General features: G+C 74.6%; 23 protein-coding genes and 1 pseudogene. 15 read left to right on the top strand and 9 right to left on the bottom strand.

Features of this window, described 5'->3' with window-relative positions:
- A partial coding sequence (locus VGI02_RS21940) for a sensor histidine kinase (protein WP_331630843.1) occupies positions 1-616 on the top strand: 616 nt, incomplete at its 5' end.
- Positions 617-623: 7 nt separating this feature from the next.
- Here the strand turns inward: VGI02_RS21940 and VGI02_RS21935 are convergent.
- Positions 624-818, bottom strand: coding sequence for a hypothetical protein (locus VGI02_RS21935; RefSeq protein WP_331630356.1), 195 nt, complete (start codon positions 816-818; stop codon positions 624-626).
- A gap of 212 nt (positions 819-1,030) precedes the next feature.
- Between VGI02_RS21935 and VGI02_RS21930 the strand changes: the two genes are divergently transcribed.
- The 4 genes and pseudogenes from VGI02_RS21930 to VGI02_RS21915 all read left to right on the top strand — a co-directional run.
- Positions 1,031-1,477, top strand: a complete 447-nt coding sequence (locus VGI02_RS21930; RefSeq protein ID WP_331630841.1) for a hypothetical protein — start codon at positions 1,031-1,033, stop codon at positions 1,475-1,477.
- Entirely contained in the window at positions 1,474-2,865 is a 1,392-nt protein-coding gene (locus VGI02_RS21925) for a ferredoxin reductase family protein (RefSeq protein ID WP_331630839.1), read from the top strand. The genes VGI02_RS21930 and VGI02_RS21925 overlap by 4 nt, the downstream gene beginning before the upstream one ends.
- A gap of 5 nt (positions 2,866-2,870) precedes the next feature.
- Positions 2,871-3,371, top strand: coding sequence for an FMN-binding protein (locus VGI02_RS21920; RefSeq protein WP_331630837.1), 501 nt, complete (start codon positions 2,871-2,873; stop codon positions 3,369-3,371).
- 44 nt (positions 3,372-3,415) lie between these two features.
- Positions 3,416-4,036: pseudogene (locus tag VGI02_RS21915) on the top strand (FAD:protein FMN transferase); the annotation flags it as partial.
- A gap of 95 nt (positions 4,037-4,131) precedes the next feature.
- Here the strand turns inward: VGI02_RS21915 and VGI02_RS21910 are convergent.
- The 3 genes from VGI02_RS21910 to VGI02_RS21900 form a co-directional block, all read right to left on the bottom strand.
- Positions 4,132-4,830 carry an SDR family oxidoreductase gene (locus VGI02_RS21910; RefSeq protein ID WP_331630835.1) on the bottom strand — a complete coding sequence of 233 codons (699 nt, stop codon included), beginning with the start codon at positions 4,828-4,830 and terminating at the stop codon, positions 4,132-4,134.
- Positions 4,827-6,041 (bottom strand): thiolase family protein, encoded by a 1,215-nt coding sequence (locus tag VGI02_RS21905; RefSeq protein WP_331630833.1) that lies wholly within the window; start codon positions 6,039-6,041, stop codon positions 4,827-4,829. The genes VGI02_RS21910 and VGI02_RS21905 overlap by 4 nt, the downstream gene beginning before the upstream one ends.
- Positions 6,042-6,131: 90 nt before the next feature.
- Entirely contained in the window at positions 6,132-7,592 is a 1,461-nt protein-coding gene (locus tag VGI02_RS21900; protein ID WP_331630845.1) for a CYTH and CHAD domain-containing protein, read from the bottom strand.
- Between the two features lie 337 nt (positions 7,593-7,929).
- Here VGI02_RS21900 and VGI02_RS21895 point away from each other — a divergent pair, with 337 nt between their 5' ends.
- From VGI02_RS21895 to VGI02_RS21870, 6 genes are all read left to right on the top strand, one after another.
- A complete protein-coding gene (locus VGI02_RS21895; RefSeq protein ID WP_331630832.1) occupies positions 7,930-8,337 on the top strand; it encodes a VOC family protein in 408 nt (135 codons plus the stop codon).
- Between the two features lie 38 nt (positions 8,338-8,375).
- The gene (ilvD, locus tag VGI02_RS21890) at positions 8,376-10,100 is read left to right on the top strand and encodes a dihydroxy-acid dehydratase (RefSeq protein ID WP_331630830.1); all 1,725 of its coding nucleotides are present in this window, start codon (positions 8,376-8,378) and stop codon (positions 10,098-10,100) included.
- A 42-nt stretch (positions 10,101-10,142) separates the two neighbouring features.
- The gene (locus VGI02_RS21885) at positions 10,143-10,787 is read left to right on the top strand and encodes an RNA polymerase sigma factor (protein ID WP_331630828.1); all 645 of its coding nucleotides are present in this window, start codon (positions 10,143-10,145) and stop codon (positions 10,785-10,787) included.
- Positions 10,784-11,407 carry a methylated-DNA--[protein]-cysteine S-methyltransferase gene (locus VGI02_RS21880; protein WP_331630826.1) on the top strand — a complete coding sequence of 208 codons (624 nt, stop codon included), beginning with the start codon at positions 10,784-10,786 and terminating at the stop codon, positions 11,405-11,407. Before VGI02_RS21885 ends, VGI02_RS21880 begins: the two co-directional genes overlap by 4 nt.
- Entirely contained in the window at positions 11,404-12,138 is a 735-nt protein-coding gene (locus VGI02_RS21875) for a 2OG-Fe(II) oxygenase (protein ID WP_331630824.1), read from the top strand. The genes VGI02_RS21880 and VGI02_RS21875 overlap by 4 nt, the downstream gene beginning before the upstream one ends.
- Positions 12,139-12,315: 177 nt before the next feature.
- Positions 12,316-12,852, top strand: a complete 537-nt coding sequence (locus VGI02_RS21870; protein ID WP_331630822.1) for an NADPH-dependent FMN reductase — start codon at positions 12,316-12,318, stop codon at positions 12,850-12,852.
- Between the two features lie 57 nt (positions 12,853-12,909).
- Here VGI02_RS21870 and VGI02_RS21865 read toward each other — a convergent pair whose 3' ends face one another.
- Positions 12,910-13,485 carry a TetR/AcrR family transcriptional regulator gene (locus tag VGI02_RS21865; RefSeq protein ID WP_331630820.1) on the bottom strand — a complete coding sequence of 192 codons (576 nt, stop codon included), beginning with the start codon at positions 13,483-13,485 and terminating at the stop codon, positions 12,910-12,912.
- A gap of 117 nt (positions 13,486-13,602) precedes the next feature.
- Here VGI02_RS21865 and VGI02_RS21860 point away from each other — a divergent pair, with 117 nt between their 5' ends.
- From VGI02_RS21860 to VGI02_RS21850, 3 genes are all read left to right on the top strand, one after another.
- The gene (locus VGI02_RS21860) at positions 13,603-14,700 is read left to right on the top strand and encodes an aldo/keto reductase (RefSeq protein ID WP_331630818.1); all 1,098 of its coding nucleotides are present in this window, start codon (positions 13,603-13,605) and stop codon (positions 14,698-14,700) included.
- A 74-nt stretch (positions 14,701-14,774) separates the two neighbouring features.
- Entirely contained in the window at positions 14,775-16,355 is a 1,581-nt protein-coding gene (locus tag VGI02_RS21855) for a molybdopterin-dependent oxidoreductase (protein WP_331630816.1), read from the top strand.
- Between the two features lie 60 nt (positions 16,356-16,415).
- Positions 16,416-16,874, top strand: a complete 459-nt coding sequence (locus VGI02_RS21850) for a hypothetical protein (protein WP_331630814.1) — start codon at positions 16,416-16,418, stop codon at positions 16,872-16,874.
- Between the two features lie 25 nt (positions 16,875-16,899).
- Here VGI02_RS21850 and VGI02_RS21845 read toward each other — a convergent pair whose 3' ends face one another.
- The 4 genes from VGI02_RS21845 to VGI02_RS21830 all read right to left on the bottom strand — a co-directional run bounded on the left by VGI02_RS21845 (position 16,900) and on the right by VGI02_RS21830 (position 19,773).
- Positions 16,900-17,358, bottom strand: coding sequence for an ATP-binding protein (locus VGI02_RS21845; protein ID WP_331630812.1), 459 nt, complete (start codon positions 17,356-17,358; stop codon positions 16,900-16,902).
- Positions 17,359-17,468: 110 nt separating this feature from the next.
- Positions 17,469-17,801: a plasmid stabilization protein gene (locus VGI02_RS21840; protein WP_331630810.1), complete on the bottom strand. Its 333-nt coding sequence runs from the start codon at positions 17,799-17,801 to the stop codon at positions 17,469-17,471.
- Positions 17,802-17,888: 87 nt separating this feature from the next.
- Positions 17,889-18,713: an SDR family oxidoreductase gene (locus VGI02_RS21835; RefSeq protein WP_331630808.1), complete on the bottom strand. Its 825-nt coding sequence runs from the start codon at positions 18,711-18,713 to the stop codon at positions 17,889-17,891.
- A gap of 16 nt (positions 18,714-18,729) precedes the next feature.
- Positions 18,730-19,773 carry a helix-turn-helix transcriptional regulator gene (locus VGI02_RS21830; RefSeq protein WP_331630806.1) on the bottom strand — a complete coding sequence of 348 codons (1,044 nt, stop codon included), beginning with the start codon at positions 19,771-19,773 and terminating at the stop codon, positions 18,730-18,732.
- Positions 19,774-19,874: 101 nt separating this feature from the next.
- On the opposite strand from VGI02_RS21830, the gene VGI02_RS21825 reads away from it, so the two are divergent.
- Positions 19,875-20,300, top strand: a complete 426-nt coding sequence (locus tag VGI02_RS21825) for a VOC family protein (protein WP_331630804.1) — start codon at positions 19,875-19,877, stop codon at positions 20,298-20,300.
- Positions 20,301-20,303: the final 3 nt, after the last annotated feature.

Genomic DNA, 20,303 nt, shown 5'->3' with positions numbered 1-20,303 from the left:
CGCCCCCGAGGCCCGGGAGCGGCTGCTGGCCGACGTGGCGGGCGAGACGCGCGAGCTCTCCCACCTCGTCGACGAGCTCGTCGCCCTGGCGCTGTCCGGGCAGAGCGAGGAGCCCGAGGAGGCGGTTGACCTGGGTCTGCTCGCCCGGCAGGCCGCCGACCGGGTGGGCCGCCGCAGCGGCCGGGAGATCGTGGTCGATGCCGACGCCGTCGTCGTGCGCGGGTACCGGGCGAGCCTGGAACGCGGCATCGGGAACCTGCTGGAGAACGCGGCCAAGTTCGACGGCGAGGGCGGCGAGCCGATCGAGGTCCGGGTCCGGGAGGGGACGACGACGGTCCGCGACCACGGCCCGGGCATCGCGTCCGCCGACGCCGACCGGGTCTTCGACCGCTTCTACCGCGCCGACGCCGCGCGCGGGCTCCCCGGTTCCGGGCTCGGCCTGGCGATCGTCCGCGACGTCGCCGAGCGCCACGGCGGGGCCGCGTTCGTGACGACCCCGTCCGGGGGCGGCGCCAGCGTCGGGTTCGGCGTCGCGGCCGAGCGGGTCGTCCCCCGCACCGGGTCGGGCCGCGTGCCACCGGACCCGACGACCGTGGGCGGCAGCGCCACGACGTGACGCGCGGTCACCGATCCGTCGACGTCACGAACATCGCGGTCATCGTCGTCTGCCCGGGCCGCCCACCCGAGATCGGGTGGCCGATGAACAGCTCGGCGCCGCTGACGAGCAGCAGGGCGAGCGCGAACACGCCGATGGCGGTGAGCGCGAGCTGGGGCAGCCCGCGCGACGCCCTCCGACGAGGTCTCCCCGAGGGCGTCACAGACGCTCGATTGGTCACGGTCGGATAACGACCGACCCGAACGGGTGATACGGCGTCGATGTCGCCCGGCGATTCCCGGCGCGGGCCACCCGGCTCTTACCCGACTCCGAACCAGGCCACGTCGAGGCTTCACCGGCGCCGACGACCGTAGGTGGCAGCTGATCGACCGCCTCGCCGTGAGGCGGTCACACGCCACCGACGAGAGGTGACCGATGGACCCCGACGAGGTCCCCCCGACGACCCCCGGCGCGAGCGGCTCCCGATGGGAGCCCGCCGACGGCGACACGCAGGCGCCGATCGAGGACACCGGCGAGTCGACCGCGACCGCGGCACCGGCACCGGCAGACGCATCCCCCGAGGGCCGGCAGGCCGACCCGGCCACCGTCCCCGTGGCGGAGCCCCGACCCCGGCGCCGGCTCGCCCGGATCGCGGCCGGGGTCGGCGCGGCCGCGGTCCTCGCGGGCGGCGGGTTCGCCGCGGGCCACGCCGTCGGCGACCACGGCGGGCCGGCCGACGGCCCGGTCGGTCACCACCGCGACCGCGACGCCGCCCCCGACCGGACAGGTACGGGCACCGGCACCGGCCCCGGCATCGGCACCGGCACCGGGCAGGGCACCACGGCTCCGTCGGCGGCGATCACCGGCGGGCGGTCCACGTGACCGCCGTCGCCGACCGGCCGACGCGGCACGCGCTCCCCCGCGTCACCCGGCCCGCCGTGCGGGACCGCCGGGTGCGGACCGCTGCCGAGGCACTGCTCGCCGTCGCACTGACCCTGGTGACCTTCTGGTGGGCCACCGGTGGCGGCCTGTCCGACCTCGGTGGCTGGGCGTCCGGGTTGACCTCGCTCGGCCGGCTCACCGGACTGCTCGCCTCGGTGCTGCTGCTCGTGCAGGTGCTGCTCATGGCGCGGGTGCCGCTGCTGGAGCAGGCCTTCGGGCAGGACCGCCTCGCCGTCGTCCACCGGCTCGTGGGGTTCACGTCGTTCACCGGGATGCTCGCCCACATCGGGCTGATCACCTGGGGTTACGCGGCCGGGGACCTGCTGGCCACCCCGGGCGAACTGTGGGACCTCACGCTGACCTACCCCGGGATGCTGCTGGCCGCCGCCGGGACCGGCTGCCTGGTCATGGTCGTGGTCACCAGCGTGCGTGCGGCCCGGACGCGGCTGCGCTACGAGTCCTGGCACCTGCTGCACCTCTACGCCTACCTCGGGGTCGGGCTCGCCCTGCCCCACCAGCTCTGGACCGGGCAGGAGTTCCTCGCTTCCACGGCGCGCACCGTGTTCTGGTGGGCGCTCTGGGCGCTGGCCGCCGGGTCGGTCCTGGTGTGGCGGATCGGGCTGCCGGTCGCCCGGTCGCTGCGCCACCGCGTGGTGGTCACCTCAGTGGTGCCCGAGGGCGACGGGTCCGTGTCGGTGTACCTGTCCGGGCAGCACCTCGACGACCTGGGGGCCCGCGCCGGCCAGTTCCTGCAGTGGCGGTTCCTCACCCGCCGCGGCTGGACCCGGGCGCACCCCTATTCGCTGTCCGCGGCCCCGGACGGGCGCAGTCTGCGGATCACCGTCAAGGACCTCGGGGACGGCAGCGCGGAGGTTCCCGGCCTGCGTCCCGGCACCCGCGTGCTGATCGAGGGGCCGTACGGGCGGCTGACGGCCCGGGCCCGGACGTCCGACCGGGTCGCGCTGATCGGCGCCGGGGTCGGCATCACCCCGCTGCGCGCTCTCGCCGAGGAGCTCGACGGGGACGTGGTGGTCCTGCACCGCTTCGCCACCGAGCCCCTGTTCTCGCGGGAGTTCGCGGTCCTGGCCGGCGAGCGCCGCCTGGGGCTGGTCCCCCTGCCCGGCCGCAGGCGCGGGCCGGACTCCTGGCTCGGGACCGGGGTCGGTCCGGTCGACGACCTCACCGCGCTGCGTTCCCGGGTCCCCGACATCGCCGAGCGCGACGTCTACCTCTGCGGCCCCACCCCGTGGACCCGCCTGGTCCACCGCACGCTCCTCGCGGCCGGCACCTCCGCCGACCGCATCCACACCGAGACCTTCGGATGGTGACCCCGATGCCACCCGCCCGCTTCGACCGCGGCGCCCGCCGGATCGCGCTGTGGGGGCTGACCACCGTCAGCACCGTGGTGCTGCTGTTCTCCTACCGCACCTCCACCTCCTCGACGATGCCCGCGGCGGCCGGGACCCCGGCGACCACCACCGCGGGAACGGCCTCCTCGACGGGTGCTGCCACCGCGTCGGGCACGACCACGACGGCGACGTCCACGAGCACCTACACCGGGACCGTCACCGGCGCCGCCGCCGACACCCGGTGGGGCCCGGTGCAGGTCCGCGTCACCCTCGCGGGCGGGAAGATCACCGCCGTCGACGTCGTGCAACAGCCCGACGAGAACCCCAAGGACCAGGAGATCAACGCCGACGCCGTCCCGGCGCTGGTGTCCGAGACCCTCGAGGCGCAGAGCACACAGATCGACATGGTCAGCGGCGCCACGTACACCTCCGAGGGCTACGTGCAGTCGCTGCAGAGCGCCCTCGACCAGGCGGGTGTGGCGTGAGCGCCGGGACGACGGCGCCGCTCGCCCGCCGCGTCGAGCACGTCATGGGCATGCCGATCAGCCTGGCGCTGCGCGGTCGCCACACCGACGACGCGGCCGCCGACGCCGCCTGGGCCGCCGTGCTCGACTCGCTGCGCGACGCCGACCGGGTGTTCAGCACCTACCGGGAGGACTCGGTCGTCTCCCGGATCCGGCGCGGCGAGCTCACCGTCGCCGACGCACCGGACGAGGTGCACGGGGTCCTCGCCATCGGCGCCCGCGCCGAGCGTGCGTCCGAGGGCGCCTTCTCGGTGTGGCGCCCGGAGCTGGACCCCAGCGGGGTGGTGAAGGGCTGGGCCGTCGAGCGCGCCTCGGCGTTCCTGCGCGCCCTGCCCGCCACCGACTTCTGCCTCTCGGCCGGCGGCGACATGGTCTGCCGCGCCGGCGTGGGCGGGCCGTGGCGCATCGGGATCGAGGACCCGCACGACCCGGCACGCGTCCTCGCCGTCGTGCCGGTCCGCGACGGCGCCGTCGCCACCTCGGGCACCGCCCACCGCGGCGCGCACCTCGTCGACGCCCGCGTCGGCGCGGCGCCCGGGGCGGTCGCTCAGGTGACCGTCGTCGCGCGCTCGCTCACCGACGCGGACGTGGACGCCACCGCCGCCTACGCGCTCGGGCCCCGGGCCGCGGAGTGGTTGGGCCGACGGGTCGGACGCAGCGGCCTCGTGGTGTGGGCCGACGGGACGACCAGCACCGTCCAGGCCGACACGGCGGTGATGGGTCAAAGCTCCAGACCCGCTGGTGCCCCGGAGAGCGCCACCTTCGCCCGCTCGCTGGGCAGGTCGGCGAGCACTTCCTCCGTGCCGTCCTCGATCGCGTCGAGGGCCTGGCGCGCGACGTCGGCCGGGGCGATCTTGGGGACGTCGAGGGCCGCGACCATGTCGGTGTCCATGTAGCCGAGGTGGACACCGACGACCTGGGTGCCCTGCCCACGCAGCTCGGCCCGCGCGGAGCCGGTGAACGACCACGCGGCGGCCTTCGAGGCGCTGTACGACCCGGTCGCCGGGGCGGTGAGCCAGGACAGCACCGAGAGCACGTTCACCGCCGCGCCGCCGCCGTTGCGGGCCAGCACCGGAGCGAAGGCCCGGAGCACGGTGACCGGTCCCCAGAAGTTGGTCTCCACCTCGGCACGGGCCCGCTCCGGGTCGCCGGTCAGCAGCGACCCGTTGCCGGCGATCCCGGCGTTGTTGATGAGCAGGTCCACGTCGCCCGCCCGCTCGGCGACGTCCCGGACGGAGGCCGGGTCGGTGACGTCGAGCCGGAGCGGGACCACGCGCGGGTCCTGGTGGATGACCGAGCGCGGGTCCCGGGCACCGGCGTAGACGGTGGCGGCACCGCGGGCGAGCAGGGCCTCGACGAGCGTGGCTCCCAGCCCCCGGCCCGCGCCGGTCACGAGTGCGGTCGATCCGGCGATCCTCATCGGGCGATCCTCTCCACGATGGTGGCGTTGGCGGTGCCACCGGCTTCGCACATGGTCTGGAGGCCGTAGCGGCCCCCGGTCTGGTCGAGCACCCCGAGCAGGGTGGTCGCGATCCGCGCGCCGCTGGCGCCGAGCGGGTGCCCGATCGAGATCGCGCCCCCGTTGATGTTGGTCCTCGCCGGGTCGGCACCGGTCTCGGCGAGCCAGGCGAGCACCACCGACGCGAAGGCCTCGTTGACCTCGAACGCGTCGATGTCGGCGATCGTCAGCCCGGCGCGGGCGAGGACCTTGGCGGTGGCCGGGATGATCCCGGTGAGCATGAAGACGGGATCGTCGCCGGTGACGGTGGCGGTGTGCACCCGCGCGCGCGGCGTCCAGCCCCGCTCCCGGGCGATGTCCGACGTGGTGACGAGCAGGGCGGCCGCGCCGTCGTTGTAGGGGCTCGCGTTGCCCGCGGTGACGGTCCAGTCGATCTCGCCGAACCGCGCCGTCCAGTGCTCGTCGGCGAACGGGGTCCGCAGTCCCGCGAGCGCCGACGGCGTCGTGCCGGGGCGGACCGTCTCGTCGGTCTCGAGCTGGGCGACGGTGCCGTCGGCCCGCGTCGTCTTGAGCGGCGCGACCTCCGCCGCGAAGCGGCCGTCCTGCCAGGCCGACGCGGCCTTGCGGTGGCTGGCCAGGGCGAACTCGTCGACCTGGCTCCGGCTCAGCCCCCAGCGGCGCGCGATGAGCTCGGCGCTGACCCCCTGCGGGATCAGGCCGGGCGCGTAGCGCTCGCCGACCGAGGGGCCGGCCACGTCCTGCGCGACCCCGTCGACCTCGGTCTGGCTGCCGATCCGGATCCGCGACATCGACTCCACGCCGGAGGCGATCGCGATGTCGTAGCCGCCGGCGACGACGCCCTGCGCGGCGAACGACAGGGCCTGCTGGCTCGAGCCGCACTGCCGGTCGACGGTCACGCCGGGGACCGACTCGGGGAAACCGGCCGCGAGGACCGCGAACCGGGTGGTGTTGCCGCTCTGCTCGCCGACCTGCCCGACGGCGCCGCCGATCACGTCGTCGACCTCGCCCGGCTCCAGGCCGGGCACCCGCTCGACGAGGCTGCGCAGCACGTGGGCGTGCAGCTCGACGGGATGGACCTCGGCGTACGCCCCGCCCGGCTTGCCCTTGCCGACCGGCGTCCGGACCGCGTCGACGATCACCGCGTCCCGCATGGCGCCCTCCTCCGCTTGGCGGACCGATCGGTCCCGGACCGCATGGTCCGAAATATGCTCCGCACCGGGACCGCCGTCAAGCGAGGTGCGTCACGCCCCGGACGCCACCGCCGCCTCGGTGCGCCGCGCGAGCGCCGTCTCGGCCGCGTACATCACCCCGAGGGTGAACCCGTGGCCGATCTCGCCCGCCGCGAGCTCGAGCAGGGTCGCGCGGGTGACCACCGTGTCCTGGTGGACGCCCAGCTGGTCCTGCAGGGCTGCCATGGCACGGATGCCCGCCCGCGCCGGGTCGTCCAGGACCGGGCGGGCGGCCTCGCTCGCGTAGCGCAGCCGCTTGGCCGCCTTGCGGGCTTCGTGCAGGGCGGCGTCGAGGTCGGGCCCCGCCGGGAGCCCGCGCGCGGCACCCGTCGCCCCGATAACGCGACGCCGGGCGCGGTCCACCTCGCCGGGGAGCACGTCGGCGGCGTCACCGAGGGCGCGGCCGGCCAGCGGTGGCTCGACGGGCAGCGAGTCGAGCGCCTCGAGCAGCGCGAGGTACCGGGCCCCGTCGAGCGCGGCGAGCCCGCGCTCGCGCGCCCGGACCGCGCGGCGGGCGAATGCCGCGGCGAGCTCGGCGCGCACCGGGCCGAGCACCAGCTCGTCGGGTACCTGCGCGAGCAGCTCCTCGAGACGGGCGTGCATCACCTCGGTGTCCCGCGCCGGTGCGAGCTCGCCCGCCAGCCACCGGAGCTCGTCGGTCAGCGCCCGCGTCCGGGCCCGACGGAGCACCCGCCGGAACGACTGCAGGACGCTGCGCATGCGGCGGGCCGCCACCCGCATCTGGTGGACGGCGTCCTCGCGGTCCAACCGGACGAGCGGGTCCCAGCGCCGCAGGGCACGGGCCTGGGCGCGGATGTACTCGAGCACCACCGCGGCCGCACTGCCGTCCGGGACCGGCGGCGAGGCCGCGGTCCGCCGCTCGCCCAGCACCCGCGCGACCTTGGACGGGCTCGCCGAGCGGCGGATCCCGTGGGCGGCCAGGCGCTCCTCGACGAGGTCGAGGTACCCGGCCGGGGCGGCGGGGCCGAGCTCGACCTCGATCTCCACCCAGGCCTGCTCCTCGCCGTCCGGCCCGAGCCGCGACGCCGTCACCGCGTCGACGACGAGCTCGGCCACCAGCGCGCCGGTCCCGGTCAGCGCCCGCCACGCGCGCCGGCGGGTGTCCAGGCGGGCGACCGGCTGGAGCGGGCGGCCGCGGGTGAAGGCGCGGACCAGCGCGACGAGCTCATCGGGAGGCCCCGGGGTCAGCGGCGCCTGGATCTCCTCCCGACGGTCCCCGACCCGCGGCAGCTTGACGTGCCAGCCGGCGTCGGGACCTCCGGTACGACGGCGCATCGTCACGCCCTCGGCGTGCAGCCCCAGGTCGGCGGTGTCGTGGTAGACGGCCTTCAGGAGGCGTTCCTCCGGATCGGCGGGCACCTCGTACCCCAGCACCTCGCCCGGGTCCAGGACGGCGAGGACCGCCGCGGACGCGACCTCGAACGTCCGCTCGATCTCGCCGGACGACACCATCGCACCCACGGCCACCTCCGTGTCCCCCGACGCCTCTCAGCCAACCTCACCCACCGTCGGAGGGACAGAGGCGGAACCGTGTGGCCGCCGGGTACGCGTCGTCGTGAGCGGCCCCGAGTCCCGCGAGCCATGATCAACGGGTACGTACGGGCCCACTGCGACCGGCCAGCACTGATGCGTACCCGATGATCACGGAACGGGCGTCGGCAGACACTCCCTCACGCGCGGCCGGACGGGAGCCACGACCTGGTGCGCGATACCGGGCCGATCCTGCCCGGTATCCCTCCTAGCGTCGCTCGCGCGCCCGGAACCGCCGGGCCTGGAGAAGGAGCCCACCGTGAACCTCGTGTCCGTCCGGATCATCACCGACGACGTCGCGCGCCTCGTCGCCTTCTACGAGCGGGTCACCGGCGTGACGGCGTCGTTGGCGAACGAGGACTTCGCCGAACTGCGCACCACCTCGGGCACGCTGGCGCTGGGGAGCACCCGGACCGTCGGGCTGTTCGGTCCCGGTGCGGCGGGGCCCGCGGCGAACCGCTCGGCGATCGTCGAGTTCCTCGTCGCCGACGTCGAGGCCGAGTTCGCGGCGCTGCGGACGTGGGTGCCCGAGTTCGTCACCGAACCCACGACGATGCCGTGGGGCAACCGCGCACTGCTGGTCCGCGACCCCGACGGCAACCTCGTCAACCTCTTCGAGCCGGTGACCGAGGCCGCCGTCGCGAAGTTCGCCGCGACGCCGCGCTGATCGGGACGGTGTCGGGCCCGCGGGTTACGGTCTCGCCCATGGCGAATCACACCGCCGGGCCCGGCACCACCACCGAGCACGACGTCAAGCCCCGCAGTCGCGACGTCACCGACGGGATGGAGCGGGCCGCCGCGCGCGGCATGCTGCGCGCGGTCGGGATGACCGACGGCGACTTCTCGAAGCCCCAGATCGGCGTCGCGTCGAGCTGGAACGAGATCACCCCGTGCAACCTCTCGCTGGACCGCCTGGCCACGGCGTCCAAGGAGGGCGTGCATCACGCGGGTGGTTACCCGATGGAGTTCGGGACGATCTCGGTGTCCGACGGCATCTCCATGGGTCACGTCGGGATGCACTACTCGCTGGTCAGCCGTGAGGTCATCGCCGACTCCGTGGAGACCGTCGTCCAGGCCGAGCGGCTCGACGGCACGGTCCTGCTCGCCGGCTGCGACAAGAGCCTGCCCGGCATGCTCATGGCAGCGGCGCGCCTCGACCTCGCGAGCGTCTTCCTCTACGCCGGTTCGATCATGCCGGGCATGGTCGACGGCAAGGAGGTCTCGATCATCGACGCGTTCGAGGCCGTCGGGGCGTGCGCCCGCGGGCTCATCACGCGCGAGAAGGTCGACGAGATCGAGCGCGCCATCTGTCCTGGTGAGGGCGCCTGCGGCGGTATGTACACCGCCAACACCATGGCCTGCGCCGCCGAGGCGATGGGGATGGCGCTGCCCGGGTCGTCCTCCCCGCCGAGCGCCGACCGCCGCCGCGACGGCTTCGCGCGCCAGTCCGGCGACGCCGTCGTCGGGATGCTGCACCGCGGCCACACCGCTCGGGACGTCATGACCCGTGAGGCGTTCGAGAACGCGATCGCGGTCGTCATGGCCTTCGGCGGCTCCACCAACGCGGTGCTGCACCTGCTCGCGATCGCCCGCGAGGCCGACGTGCCGCTCGAGCTGGACGACTTCAACCGGATCGGCGACCGGGTCCCGCACCTCGCGGACGTCAAGCCGTTCGGGCGCTGGATGATGAACACCGTCGACCGCGTCGGCGGCGTCCCGGTGGTGCTCAAGGCCCTGCTCGACGCCGGGCTGGTGCACGGCGACTGCCTGACGGTCACCGGGAAGACCCTCGCGGAGAACCTCGAGGAGCTCGCCCCCGAGCCGCTGGACGGCGACATCCTGCGGCCGCTCTCGAACCCGATCCACCCCACCGGCGGGCTGACGATCCTGCGCGGCTCGCTCGCCCCCGACGGCGCGGTGGTCAAGTCCGCGGGCTTCGACACCGCGACCTTCGAGGGCACCGCGCGCGTGTTCGAGGGCGAACAGGGCGCGATGGACGCCGTGGAGTCCTCCGGGCCGGACGGGCTGCAGCCCGGCGACGTCGTCGTGATCCGCGACGAGGGCCCTCGCGGCGGCCCGGGGATGCGCGAGATGCTCGCCGTCACCGGGGCGATCAAGGGCGCCGGGCTCGGCAAGGACGTGCTGCTGCTCACCGACGGCCGCTTCTCCGGGGGGACGACGGGGCTGTGCGTCGGGCACGTGGCGCCCGAGGCCGCGCACGGCGGCCCGATCGCGTTCGTCCGCGACGGCGACCGCATCCGGCTCGACCTCTCCGCCCGCACCCTCGACCTGCTCGTCGACGACGCCGAGCTGGCCCGCCGCCGCGAGGGCTGGACCGCGCCGCCGCTCAAGCACCGCACCGGCGTCCTCGGCAAGTACTCCCGGCTGGTGGGGTCGGCGGCGCAGGGCGCGGTCGTCGGGTTCGACTGAGCGTCCTGCAACCGACCGGGCCGCCGCGGTGTTGACCCGGGCATGACCCTCCCGACCGCCGACGGGGCCACGGCGGCCGCCCGCGCGGACCCCGACGCCGAGCGGGTGGCGGCGGCGCTGGCCCGCGACCTCGACGACGGGTTCGCCGAGCTGGTGCGGACCTACCAGGGCCTCGTCCACGCGGTGGCCCTCCGGACGACGGGCCACCGCGCCGACGCCGAGGACCTGGCCGCCGAGGCCCTCCTGCGGGCGTACCGCTCGCTCGCGGACCACCTCGGGTCCGATCGCGGGGCCGCGTGGCTGGCCGGGCTCGCACCCCGGCCCTGGCTGCTCACGATCGTCGTCAACACCCGCCGCAACCAGGTCCGCGACGCCGCCCGCCGGCCCCGCACCGACGGCGGCGTCGTGCCCGAGGAACCGACCCCGGGTCCGACGGTCGAGGACCACGCCGAGCGGCGCGAGGTCACTGAACACCTGGCGGACCTGCTCGCCCGGCTGCCCGAGGCCCAGCGCACCGCCGTCGTCCTGCGCCACGTCACCGACCTGCCGCTCACCGAGGTCGCCGAGGTCCTCGGCTGCCCGGTGGGCACCGCCAAATCGCACGTGTCGCGCGGGCTCGCCCGGCTGCGCGCCCTGATCGACGACGGGGCCGGGACACCGGTCGCCGCGGAACGAGGACACCGATGACCACACCCGATCCGACGACCACTCACGACCCGCTGCTCGCCGGGCTCGCCGCGCTCGCGGCGACCGACGCCCCCGACCTGACCGACCGGGTCTTCGACGGGTGGCTCTCGGCCGACAGCTCGATCGGCCCGGTGTGGGTGGCCTGCACCCGCGACGGGGTCAGCTTCGTGCGCGCCGCGGCCGACCTGGCCGGTGAGGAGTTCCGCGCCGCCTACCGCCACCGCTTCGGGCGGCCGCTGCGACCGGCCGACACCGCGCCGGACGGCCTCGACGCGGCTCTGCGCGGCGCCGCCACCGTCCCGCGCCTCGACCTGCTGGGCCTGACCGACTTCCAGCGCGACGTCCTCGCCGCGACCCGGACCATCCCGGCCGGCGAGACCCGGCACTACGCCTGGGTCGCCGCCGAGGTCGGCCGCCCGGGCGCGGTGCGCGCGGCGGGCACGGTGCTGGCCACCAACCCGGTACCGCTGCTCATCCCGTGCCACCGCGTGGTGCCCCGCTCCGGCAGCGGAGACCAGATCGGGCGCTACATCTTCGGCACCCCGACGAAGCAGCGCCTGCTGCGCGCCGAGGGAGCCGCGATCGCCACGTCGACCCCCGAGGAGGGATCCGCACGATGACCCGCACCGTCGAGACCACCACCGACCAGGTCGAGCTTCCGGCTCTCGACGCCCTGGACTGGGAGGACATCGCCGCGCGGCTCGACACCGAGGGCTTCGCGATGACTGCGCCGCTGCTCTCCCCGGAGCAGTGCCGGGAGATGATCGAGGTGTTCGACGACGACGGCGCGTTCCGCTCCACGATCGACATGGCCCGGCTCTCGTTCGGCGAGGGGCGCTACCGCTACTTCGCCGACCCGCTGCCCCCGCTCGTCACGGCGCTGCGCACGCGGCTCTACCCGCCGCTCGCGGCGCTCGCCAACCGCTGGGCGGGCATCCTCGACGAGCCGACCTGGCCGGTCGAGCACGCCGACCTGGTCGAGCGCTGCGCGGAGGTCGGCCAGCACAGGCCCACGCCGCTGGTCCTGCGCTACGGCCCGACCGGCTACAACTGCCTGCACCAGGACGTGTACGGCGACCTGACCTTCCCGCTGCAGGTGCTGTTCATGCTCAACACCCCGGACGTCGACTTCACCGGTGGCGAGAGCGTGTTCGTCGAGCAGCGGCCCCGCCAGCAGTCGCGGCCCATGGTCGCCCGGCCCGGGCTCGGCCAGGCGGTGATCTTCCCGGTGCGGCACCGTCCGAAGCGGGGCACCCGCGGCTACCACCGGGTCCAGATGCGCCACGGCGTCTCCGCGGTGCGCTCCGGGGACCGCCACGTCTTGGGCGTGATCTTCCACAACGCCCGCTGATCTTTCTGGCCACTCCCCCGTGGCAGCAATGGTCCATTCCTGTTACCTGACGAGCGGGCGGCGCCACCCACTCGTCGGCCGGCCCGCCGCGCGAGAGCACCATGGAGTCCGCGGTGTGGGGGTGTGGCTCGACGGCGGCCCGGCCGCGGCGCCGGGACCTGGGAAAGGACGGCTCCGTTGGACGCACTGCTGATCTCGGGCAGCACCCGGGCGGCGTCGACGAACACCGCGATGCTGCGCACCGTCGCCGCTCTCGCGCCGCCCGGGCTGAGGACGGAGCTCTACACCGACCTCGCGGCGCTCCCCGCGTTCAATCCCGACGCCGACCGCGACCCGCTCCCCGAGCCCGTGTCCCGGCTGCGCGATCGGATCCACGAGGCCGACGCGCTGCTCTTCTGCACCCCCGAGTACGCCGGCGCGCTGCCGGGTGCGTTCAAGAACCTGCTGGACTGGACGGTCGGGGACGCCGAGCCGGGGTCGATCCACGACAAGCCCGTCGGTTGGCTCAACGTCTCCGGGCCGGCCGCCCCGAGCGGCGGGGCCGATGCGCACGACTCCCTCGCGAAGGTGATGGGCTACGTCGGCGCCCGCGTCGTCGAGGCCGCGTGCCTACGGCTCCCGCTGACCCGCGAGGCCGTCGGCGCGGACGGGCTGATCAGCGACCCGGCCGCGCGGGCCGGGGCGCGTGCAGCGCTCGAGGGACTCCGGGGCTGACCGCCGAGTGGACCGTCACGGCGCTCCCGGGTGCCATGGGGCTCCACTCGACACTGATCAGGACACCCGCAGACCGTCCACGAGCAGGTCGACCATGCGCCGGGCGTGGTCCGGGCCCACGTCGTGGCCGGCCATGCAGAGGTTGGCGACCGCACGCAGCAGGTCCCTCGGCTCGACGTCGTCACGGACCTCGCCCGCGGCGACCGCGGCGTCGAGCAGCGAGCCGAGCGCGGGCCGGAACCGCTCGTCGAAGTAGGCGGGCAGGGCGTCGAACGCGGGGTCGCCCGAGTGCAGGGCCGCCGCGAGCCCGCGCTTGGTCGCGATGAAGCTCGTGTAGCGCTGCAGCCACCGCGCCAGCGCCTCGCCGGGTCCGTGCTGGGCGGCCAGCAGGGGGGCCTCGTCGGCGCAGGAGTCGACGCTGTGGCGGAACACCGCCGCGACGAGGTCGGACCGCTTCGGGAAGTGCCGGTAGACGGTGCCGACGCCGACGCCGGCCTTCGTCGCGACCTCGCGCACCGGCGCGTCGACCCCCGAGGTGGCGAACACGGCCGCGGCCGCCTCCAGGAGCGCGTCCGTGTTCCGTCGCGCGTCCGCCCGCACCCGGCGGGGCGGCTGCGCCGACTCGTCGGTCACGTCCACCTCCCTCGACAAAACGGAACGTCGTTCCGTATAGTTCCGGAAGACCGTTCCGCTTGAGCCGACGGTACCCCGTCGCCCTGGCACCCACCAGCCGATCGGAGAGGGAGAGCCATGCGATACCGCGCGTTGGGCCGCACCGGCATCAAGGTCAGCCCGTACGCCCTGGGCGCGATGATGTTCGGCCCCGTCGCCAACCCCGACCACGACGACGCCATCCGGATCATCCACCGGGCCCTGGACTCCGGGATCAACCTGGTCGACACCGCCGACGCGTACTCGGCCGGCGAGTCGGAGGAGATCGTCGGCAAGGCGTTGAGAGGCCGTCGCGACGACGTCGTGCTCGCCACCAAGGCGCACCTTCCCATGGGCGACGATCCCAACCGGCAGGGCAACTCCCGGCGCTGGCTGGTGCGCGAGGTCGAGAACTCGCTGCGCCGGCTGCAGACCGACCACATCGACCTCTACCAGGTGCACCGGCCCGATCCCACGGTCGACGTCGAGGAGACGCTCTCGGCCCTGTCCGACCTGATCCACAGCGGCAAGGTGCGCGCCGTCGGGTCCTCGACCTTCCCCGCCTCGGAGATCGTCGAGGCGCAGTGGGCCGCCGAGCGCCGGGGCCTCGAACGCTTCCGCACCGAGCAGCCGCCGTACTCGATCCTCGACCGCGGGATCGAGCGCGAGGTCCTGCCCGTCTGCGAGCGCTACGGCATGGGCACGCTCGTCTGGAGCCCCCTGGCCCAGGGCATGCTCACCGGCCGCTACCGCAAGGGGCAGGAGTCCGAGGCCTTCCGCGCCGGCTACGGCTTCGGCCACCTGCGCGACGAACGCCGCCTCGATGTCGTCGAGGCGCTGATCCCGCTCGCGGAGAAGGCCGGGCTCTCACTGACCCACCTGGCGATGGCGTTCGTCATCGCCCACCCCGGCGTCACGTCCGCGATCCTCGGGCCCCGCACCTCCGAGCACCTCGACGACCTGCTCGCGGGCGCGGAGACCACGCTCGACGACGAGGTCCTCGACCGCATCGACGAGATCGTCCCGCCCGGCACGGACGTCGGCCGGCTCGACATGGCCTACGACCCGCCCGCGATCACGCAGCCCGCCCTGCGTCGCCGTCCGGCCCACGAGCGCCCGGCCGCCCGAGGACCGGCACCGCCCGAGGACCGGCACCGCGTGGGCCGTACGCACCGCGTGAGGCCCCGCACCGCCTGACGCGCCGCCCGGCCGTCCGGCGCGCCGGTCGGCCGGTGTCCGAACTCGACGGTCCCGGCGGGCGAAGCTTCGGCATGACGACGGACACGGACCCACCCGCCGCTCCCCCGGCGAGCCCTGGGACCGCTCTCCGGCCGCCGGTCGCCGCCGCGATCGGAGTGCTCGCCGTCGGGATGGCACTCGCCGCAGGCGACCTCGTCGCGGCCCTCGTGGCCCCGCCGTCGTCGCCGTTCCTCGCGGTCGGCAACCAGTTCATCCGGCTCACCCCGGAACCGCTCAAGGAGTTCGCCACCAGCACCTTCGGGGTGCACGACAAGCAGGTCCTGCTGGCGGGCATGGCCGTGGTGATCACCGTGGTCGCGGCCCTCGGCGGGCTGCTCTCGCGGCGCACGCCCGTCCCGGGCCTCACGCTCGTCGTCGTCCTGGGCCTGGTCGGGGCGACGTGTGCGGCGGCCGCGCCGACGTTCACCATGGACTTCCTCGCGGCCCCGGCCGTGGCGCTCGTCGCCGGCGCGGCGACGTTCGCGGGGCTGCATCGTCTCGCCCGGCGGGACGCGACGGCCGGGCCGGACCCGGAGAACGATCAGGGCGCCCGCCGTCGCCTGCTCCTCGGCCTCGGGGCCGCCCTCGCCGGTGCGGGCGTCGTCGGGTTCTTCGGCCGCCACCTCGCCGCGGCGGCCGGGGCCGAGGCCTCCCGGGAGGCCGTCGGCCCGCTGCCCTCCCCGGCGGGCACACCCGTGGTCCCGCCACCTGCCGCCGACTTCGCCGCGTCCGGCACCACGACCTGGCTCACCCCGAACGACCAGTTCTACCGGATCGACACCGCGCTGCAGGTCCCGCAGGTCTCGACGTCGGACTTCACCCTGCGGATCCACGGCATGGTGGACCGCGAGATCACCCTGACCTACGACCAGCTCCGCGGCCGACGGCTCCTCCAGGCCCCGATCACGATGGCCTGCGTCTCCAACGACGTGGGCGGGAACCTCATCTCCAACGCGATGTTCCTCGGTGTCCCACTCCGTGACCTGCTCGCCGAGGCCGGAGTGAAGGCAGGCGCGAACCAGATCGCGTCCACGAGCGTCGACGGCTTCACCACCGGCACCCCGGTCGCCGCCTGCACCGATGGCCGCAACGCCATGCTCGCCCTGGGCATGAACGGACAGCCCCTGCCCGTGGAGCACGGTTTCCCGGTGCGCATGGTCGTGCCCGGCCTCTACGGCTACGTGTCCGGCTGCAAGTGGATCACCGACATCGAGCTCACGACCTTCGGCGCGTTCCAGCCCTACTGGGAGCAGCGGGGATGGGCCCAGCAGGGCCCGGTCAAGACCCAGTCGCGCATCGACGTGCCGCAGGCCCAGGCCGCCGTCACCGCCGGACGCGTGACGGTGGCCGGCACGGCCTGGGCGCAGCACCGTGGCATCGCCCGGGTCGAGGTCCGCGCCGACTCCGGGCCCTGGCAGACCGCCGAGCTCGCCGCCGACGCCTCGATCGACACCTGGCGGATGTGGCGCACGGTCCTCGACCTCGGTCGCGGCGACCACACCCTCGAGGTCCGCGCCACCGACGCGACCGGCGCGACACAGCCCTCGATGACCAGCCCGACGATCCCCGACGGGGCCACCGGATGGCATACCGTCACCGTCACCGCGTCCTGACGTTGGTGCGGTGAGGCCGAGGCGACGACGCACCGGTCCGTGACCTGGGGGAGGTCGACCGTGTCGCTGCGGCTGCTCGCCGTCATCGCCGAGATCTCCGTCGGCACCGTCGTGGTCGCGTGGGGGATCGCGAGCGCCTGCCGGCCGTCGTCCTGGACGCTGCCGGGCGCCCGGTGGTGGGTGGGCTGGACCAGCGCGCCCGTGGCCCGCACCCACGGCGTGGCGGTGGCCGTCGTCGGCGTGGGCCTGCTCGTCTGCGCCGTCGCCACGGCGCTCACCGCGCCGGCGGCGCCGATCCCGGCCCTCGCCCGCGACGTGCAGCTGGTCGGGCTCGCCGTGGTCGTGCTCGGCGGAGTCGCGCTCGCCGCCACCCACCCCGGCCCCGAGAACCCCGCGACGGCGGCGTCCATCGCCCCGCCGCGTGGACAGCCGCGATCCACGCCGCCGCAGGCTCAGGCGCCACAGCCGACAGCCGGGCCGACGACGGACACGCCGCCCGCCCTCACCCCGACGTCCTGACGGGAACGGGCACGCCTGCTGCGCGTCAGCCCGGCTCGACCACCGGCTCGGCGTCCTGGGTCCGCCGCGACCGCAGCAGCACCGAGGTGCCCTGGCGGTCGTGGTGGATCGCGACCTCGTCGACGTGGGAGTTCATGAGGATGATCCCGCGGCCGTGCTGGGCCGGATGCCCGGTCGCGTCGTGCTCGAGGTCGCTGCTGACCGGCTCCGCCCACAGGCCGTGGTCGGCGATCGTGACGACGACGTCGGCGCCGTCGAGGCACATCGTCAGGTCGATCGTGGGTGACCCGGACAGGGCGGGATCGTCGCGATAGGCGTGGGCGACGACGTTGTCGATCGCCTCGCTGGCCGCCAGCACCACGCCGTGGGCCACCCCGTCGGGGACTCCGGAGGCGTCCATCCATCGCCGGAGGTCGTCGCGGACCCGCGCGCACTCACCGGCCTCGGCCGGATAGCTGACTCGCTCGAATTCGACGGCGTCCACCGGAAGCCCTCCCTGCCCGCTCGAGCCGTCACGTTTCTCGTCGTGATCGGTCCAGTGGGCTGCTCCCCCACCGTGTAACCGTTCCCGTGGCCGCCTACGCGCCGTCCTGCTCAGGGTTCGCCGAGCGCCCGCTGCAGCTGCGCCTTGGTCATGTCGGAGCGACCCGGGATCCCCCGACGACGGGCCTGCTCGTAGAGCTGCTCCTTCGTCGGGCTGTTCGGTCCGAGGTCGTTGCCGGAGCGCTTGCCGCCGCGGTGCTCGGGAGACACGTCGTCGGTCGAGGTCCGACTGGCCTGCTCCGACTCGCCCTGCTGGGCGCGATCCTTGTTGACGGTGCGCGCCGCGATCTCCTTCGCGCGCCCCTCGTCGACGCCCTGCTCGAGCTTCTGGTCCTTGATGTGCTCGTACTGGCGCTCACGCTTGTCGTTCGCCCCTGCCGGCATGACCGTCCTCCTGCGCTCGCGGGCGTGCGGGCACCGGGGATGGCCGATCCGCGGGCACGGCAACCGTCCGGGCCGGACCGGCAGGTGTCAGAACTCGTCGACGAAGAAGTCGAGCTCCAGCTCGTCGGAGTCGCCGTAGGGCGAGAGGTCCGTGACGCCGGCCCGCCGGAGCGCGTCGACGTCGAGGAAGACCTCGCCCGACGGCCGCTGCGGGTCGGTCAGCAGCGCGACCGCGGCGTCGCCCATGATCTCGGGCGAGCGCGCCTTCCGCGACGCCGCGTCCCCGCCCAGCAGGTTCGCGACGGCGGCCGTGGAGATCGTCGTCTGCGGCCAGAGGCAGTTCGCGCGCACGCCGCGGTCGGCGAACTCCTCGGCGAAGCCGAGGGTCAGCAGCGTCATGCCGTACTTGGACAGCGTGTAGGAGGGGAACTTGCCGAGCCACTCGGGCGCGAGGTTGATCGGCGGGCCCAGGGTGACGACCTGCGCGTCCTCGGAGGAGAACAGCTGCGGCAGGGCGGCCCGCGTGAGCTGGTAGGTGCCCTTGGCGTTGATCTGCTGCATGAGGTCGTAGCGCTTCGGGGTCAGCTCGAGGGTCCCGGTGAGGTTCAGCGCCGAGGCGTTGTTGACCACGATGTCGACGCCGCCGAAATGGTCCACGGCCGTGGCGACCGCGCGCTGCACGTCGGCCTCCTCGCGGACGTCGCCGACGACCGCCACGGCCTTCCCGCCCGCGGCCTCGATCTCCGCCACGGCGGTGTGGACCGTGCCGGGCAGCCGCGGGTCGGGCTCGTCGGTCTTCGCGAGCAGGACGGCGTTGGCGCCCGCCTTCGCGGCGGCGACCAGGATGGCCAGACCGATCCCCCGGCTGCCGCCGGACATGACGATGGTGCGGCCGTTCAGAGATGCGCTCACGGACTCTCCCGGGCTCTCATCGGTACTTCATCGGTACTTCATCGGACTCTTGAGTACCGATGACCGTACCAGTGGTCACGCCGCGGGGCTCCCCGGAACCGGCCGCTCCCGCGGCAGCGGCGTACCGCGCCGCCAGGACCGCGACGGCGTCGGACAGCTCCCGCGGCCCGACGACCTCGAAGTCCGCGTCGAAGCGGCCGACGGTGACGGCCAGCCCGACCCACGACCAGGAACCCAGCGTGAGACGGCAGTGGCCCGGCCCGATCTCCTCGACGAGCCCGTCGCCGACGTGGGGAGCGACCTCGGCGGCGGGGATCGCCAGGACGACCTGCCCGCGACAGGGCCAGCCCTGCGCTCCCTCGCCACCCCGGAAGTGGCTCGCGACGAACACCGCGACGTCGCCGCCGGGGACCTCGCGCGGGGAGAAGCGAGGCTCCGTCGGGGTGCGCGGGGCGATCCGGTCGGCCCGGAAGGTGCGCCAGGCGTCGCGGTCGAGGTCCCACGCGAGGAGATACCAGCGCCCGCCCCAGGTGACGACGTGGTGGGGCTCGACCCGGCGCGGCGGCCCGTCCGCGCCCGCATAGTCGAACCGCAGCACCTCGCGGGCGCGCGCGGCCTCCCCGAGAACCGTCAGCACCGCGCTGTCCGCCTCCGGCCACGCCCGCGTCCCGGACGGCTCGACCGCGGTGACCTCGAGGGTGTCCAGCCGGTGGCGCAGCCGCGCGGGCATGACCTGGCGGACCGTGATCAGCGCCCGGACCGCGGCCTCCCCGATGCCTGCGCCGCTCGTCGTCGCGAGCCGGAGCGCGAGGGCGAGGGCGACGGCCTGCTCGTCGTCGAACAGCATCGGAGGCATCTCGGTGCCCGCCTCGAGGCGGTACCCGCCGTCGGGTCCCTTGGTGGCGTGCACCGGATAGCCGAGGTCGCGGAGCCGGTCGACGTCGCGGCGCACCGTGCGCGGGCTGACGTCGAGCCGCTCGGCGAGCAGGAGCCCGGGCCAGTCCCGGCGGGCCTGGAGCAGGGAGAGCAGCGACAGCAGTCGCGCGGAGGTCTCACGCACAGCGTTGATCCTGCCGCGAGTAGAGGCCCGTAGCTGTCCTCTACCCCTGCGATCGTCGTTCTCACAGGGGGCACGAGGCCCCCGTCGAGGAGGAGCACCTCATGGCCATGAGCACCGTCATCCACCTGAACTTCCGGGGCGACGCCCGCGAGGCGCTCGAGTTCTACCGGTCGGTCTCCGGCGGCGACATGACGATCGTCCGCTACCAGGACCTGGGCGCCGTCGAGGATCCGGCCGAGGCCGAGCAGGTGATGTGGGGCCAGGTGGTGGCCGCGAACGGCTTCCACGTGATGGCCTTCGACGTGCCGTCCTCCCGGGCGTGGGACACGGGGGTCGACCCGTTCTTCGTCGCCCTTCGCGGGCAGACGGTCGAGGAGATCACCGCGATCTGGGAGAAGCTCGTCGACGGGGCGACCGTCCGGCAGCCGCTCGGGCCGGCGGCCTGGGGACCGGCCTACGGGATGCTCACCGACCGGTTCGGCGTCACCTGGGTCCTCGACGTGGCGGTGGAGCACGCCGCGTCCTGAGCC

The sequence above is a fragment of the Actinomycetospora sp. genome (genome assembly GCF_036497245.1).
In the GTDB taxonomy this organism is placed as follows: Bacteria; Actinomycetota; Actinomycetes; order Mycobacteriales; family Pseudonocardiaceae; genus Actinomycetospora.
The sequence above is the reverse complement of the archived record's forward strand: the minus strand, read 5'-3'. Positions and strand labels throughout refer to the sequence as shown.

Excerpts from the sequence above, each read along its gene's own strand:
- VGI02_RS21930 (WP_331630841.1), top strand. The coding sequence starts at position 1,031 with ATGGACCCCGACGAGGTCCCCCCGACGACCCCCGGCGCGAGCGGCTCC.
- VGI02_RS21920 (WP_331630837.1), top strand. The coding sequence starts at position 2,871 with ATGCCACCCGCCCGCTTCGACCGCGGCGCCCGCCGGATCGCGCTGTGG.
- VGI02_RS21910 (WP_331630835.1), bottom strand. The coding sequence starts at position 4,830 with ATGAGGATCGCCGGATCGACCGCACTCGTGACCGGCGCGGGCCGGGGG.
- VGI02_RS21905 (WP_331630833.1), bottom strand. The coding sequence starts at position 6,041 with ATGCGGGACGCGGTGATCGTCGACGCGGTCCGGACGCCGGTCGGCAAG.
- VGI02_RS21900 (WP_331630845.1), bottom strand. The coding sequence starts at position 7,592 with ATGGTGTCGTCCGGCGAGATCGAGCGGACGTTCGAGGTCGCGTCCGCG.
- ilvD (WP_331630830.1), top strand. The coding sequence starts at position 8,376 with ATGGCGAATCACACCGCCGGGCCCGGCACCACCACCGAGCACGACGTC.
- VGI02_RS21885 (WP_331630828.1), top strand. The coding sequence starts at position 10,143 with ATGACCCTCCCGACCGCCGACGGGGCCACGGCGGCCGCCCGCGCGGAC.
- VGI02_RS21880 (WP_331630826.1), top strand. The coding sequence starts at position 10,784 with ATGACCACACCCGATCCGACGACCACTCACGACCCGCTGCTCGCCGGG.
- VGI02_RS21875 (WP_331630824.1), top strand. The coding sequence starts at position 11,404 with ATGACCCGCACCGTCGAGACCACCACCGACCAGGTCGAGCTTCCGGCT.
- VGI02_RS21860 (WP_331630818.1), top strand. The coding sequence starts at position 13,603 with ATGCGATACCGCGCGTTGGGCCGCACCGGCATCAAGGTCAGCCCGTAC.
- VGI02_RS21855 (WP_331630816.1), top strand. The coding sequence starts at position 14,775 with ATGACGACGGACACGGACCCACCCGCCGCTCCCCCGGCGAGCCCTGGG.
- VGI02_RS21840 (WP_331630810.1), bottom strand. The coding sequence starts at position 17,801 with ATGCCGGCAGGGGCGAACGACAAGCGTGAGCGCCAGTACGAGCACATC.
- VGI02_RS21825 (WP_331630804.1), top strand. The coding sequence starts at position 19,875 with ATGGCCATGAGCACCGTCATCCACCTGAACTTCCGGGGCGACGCCCGC.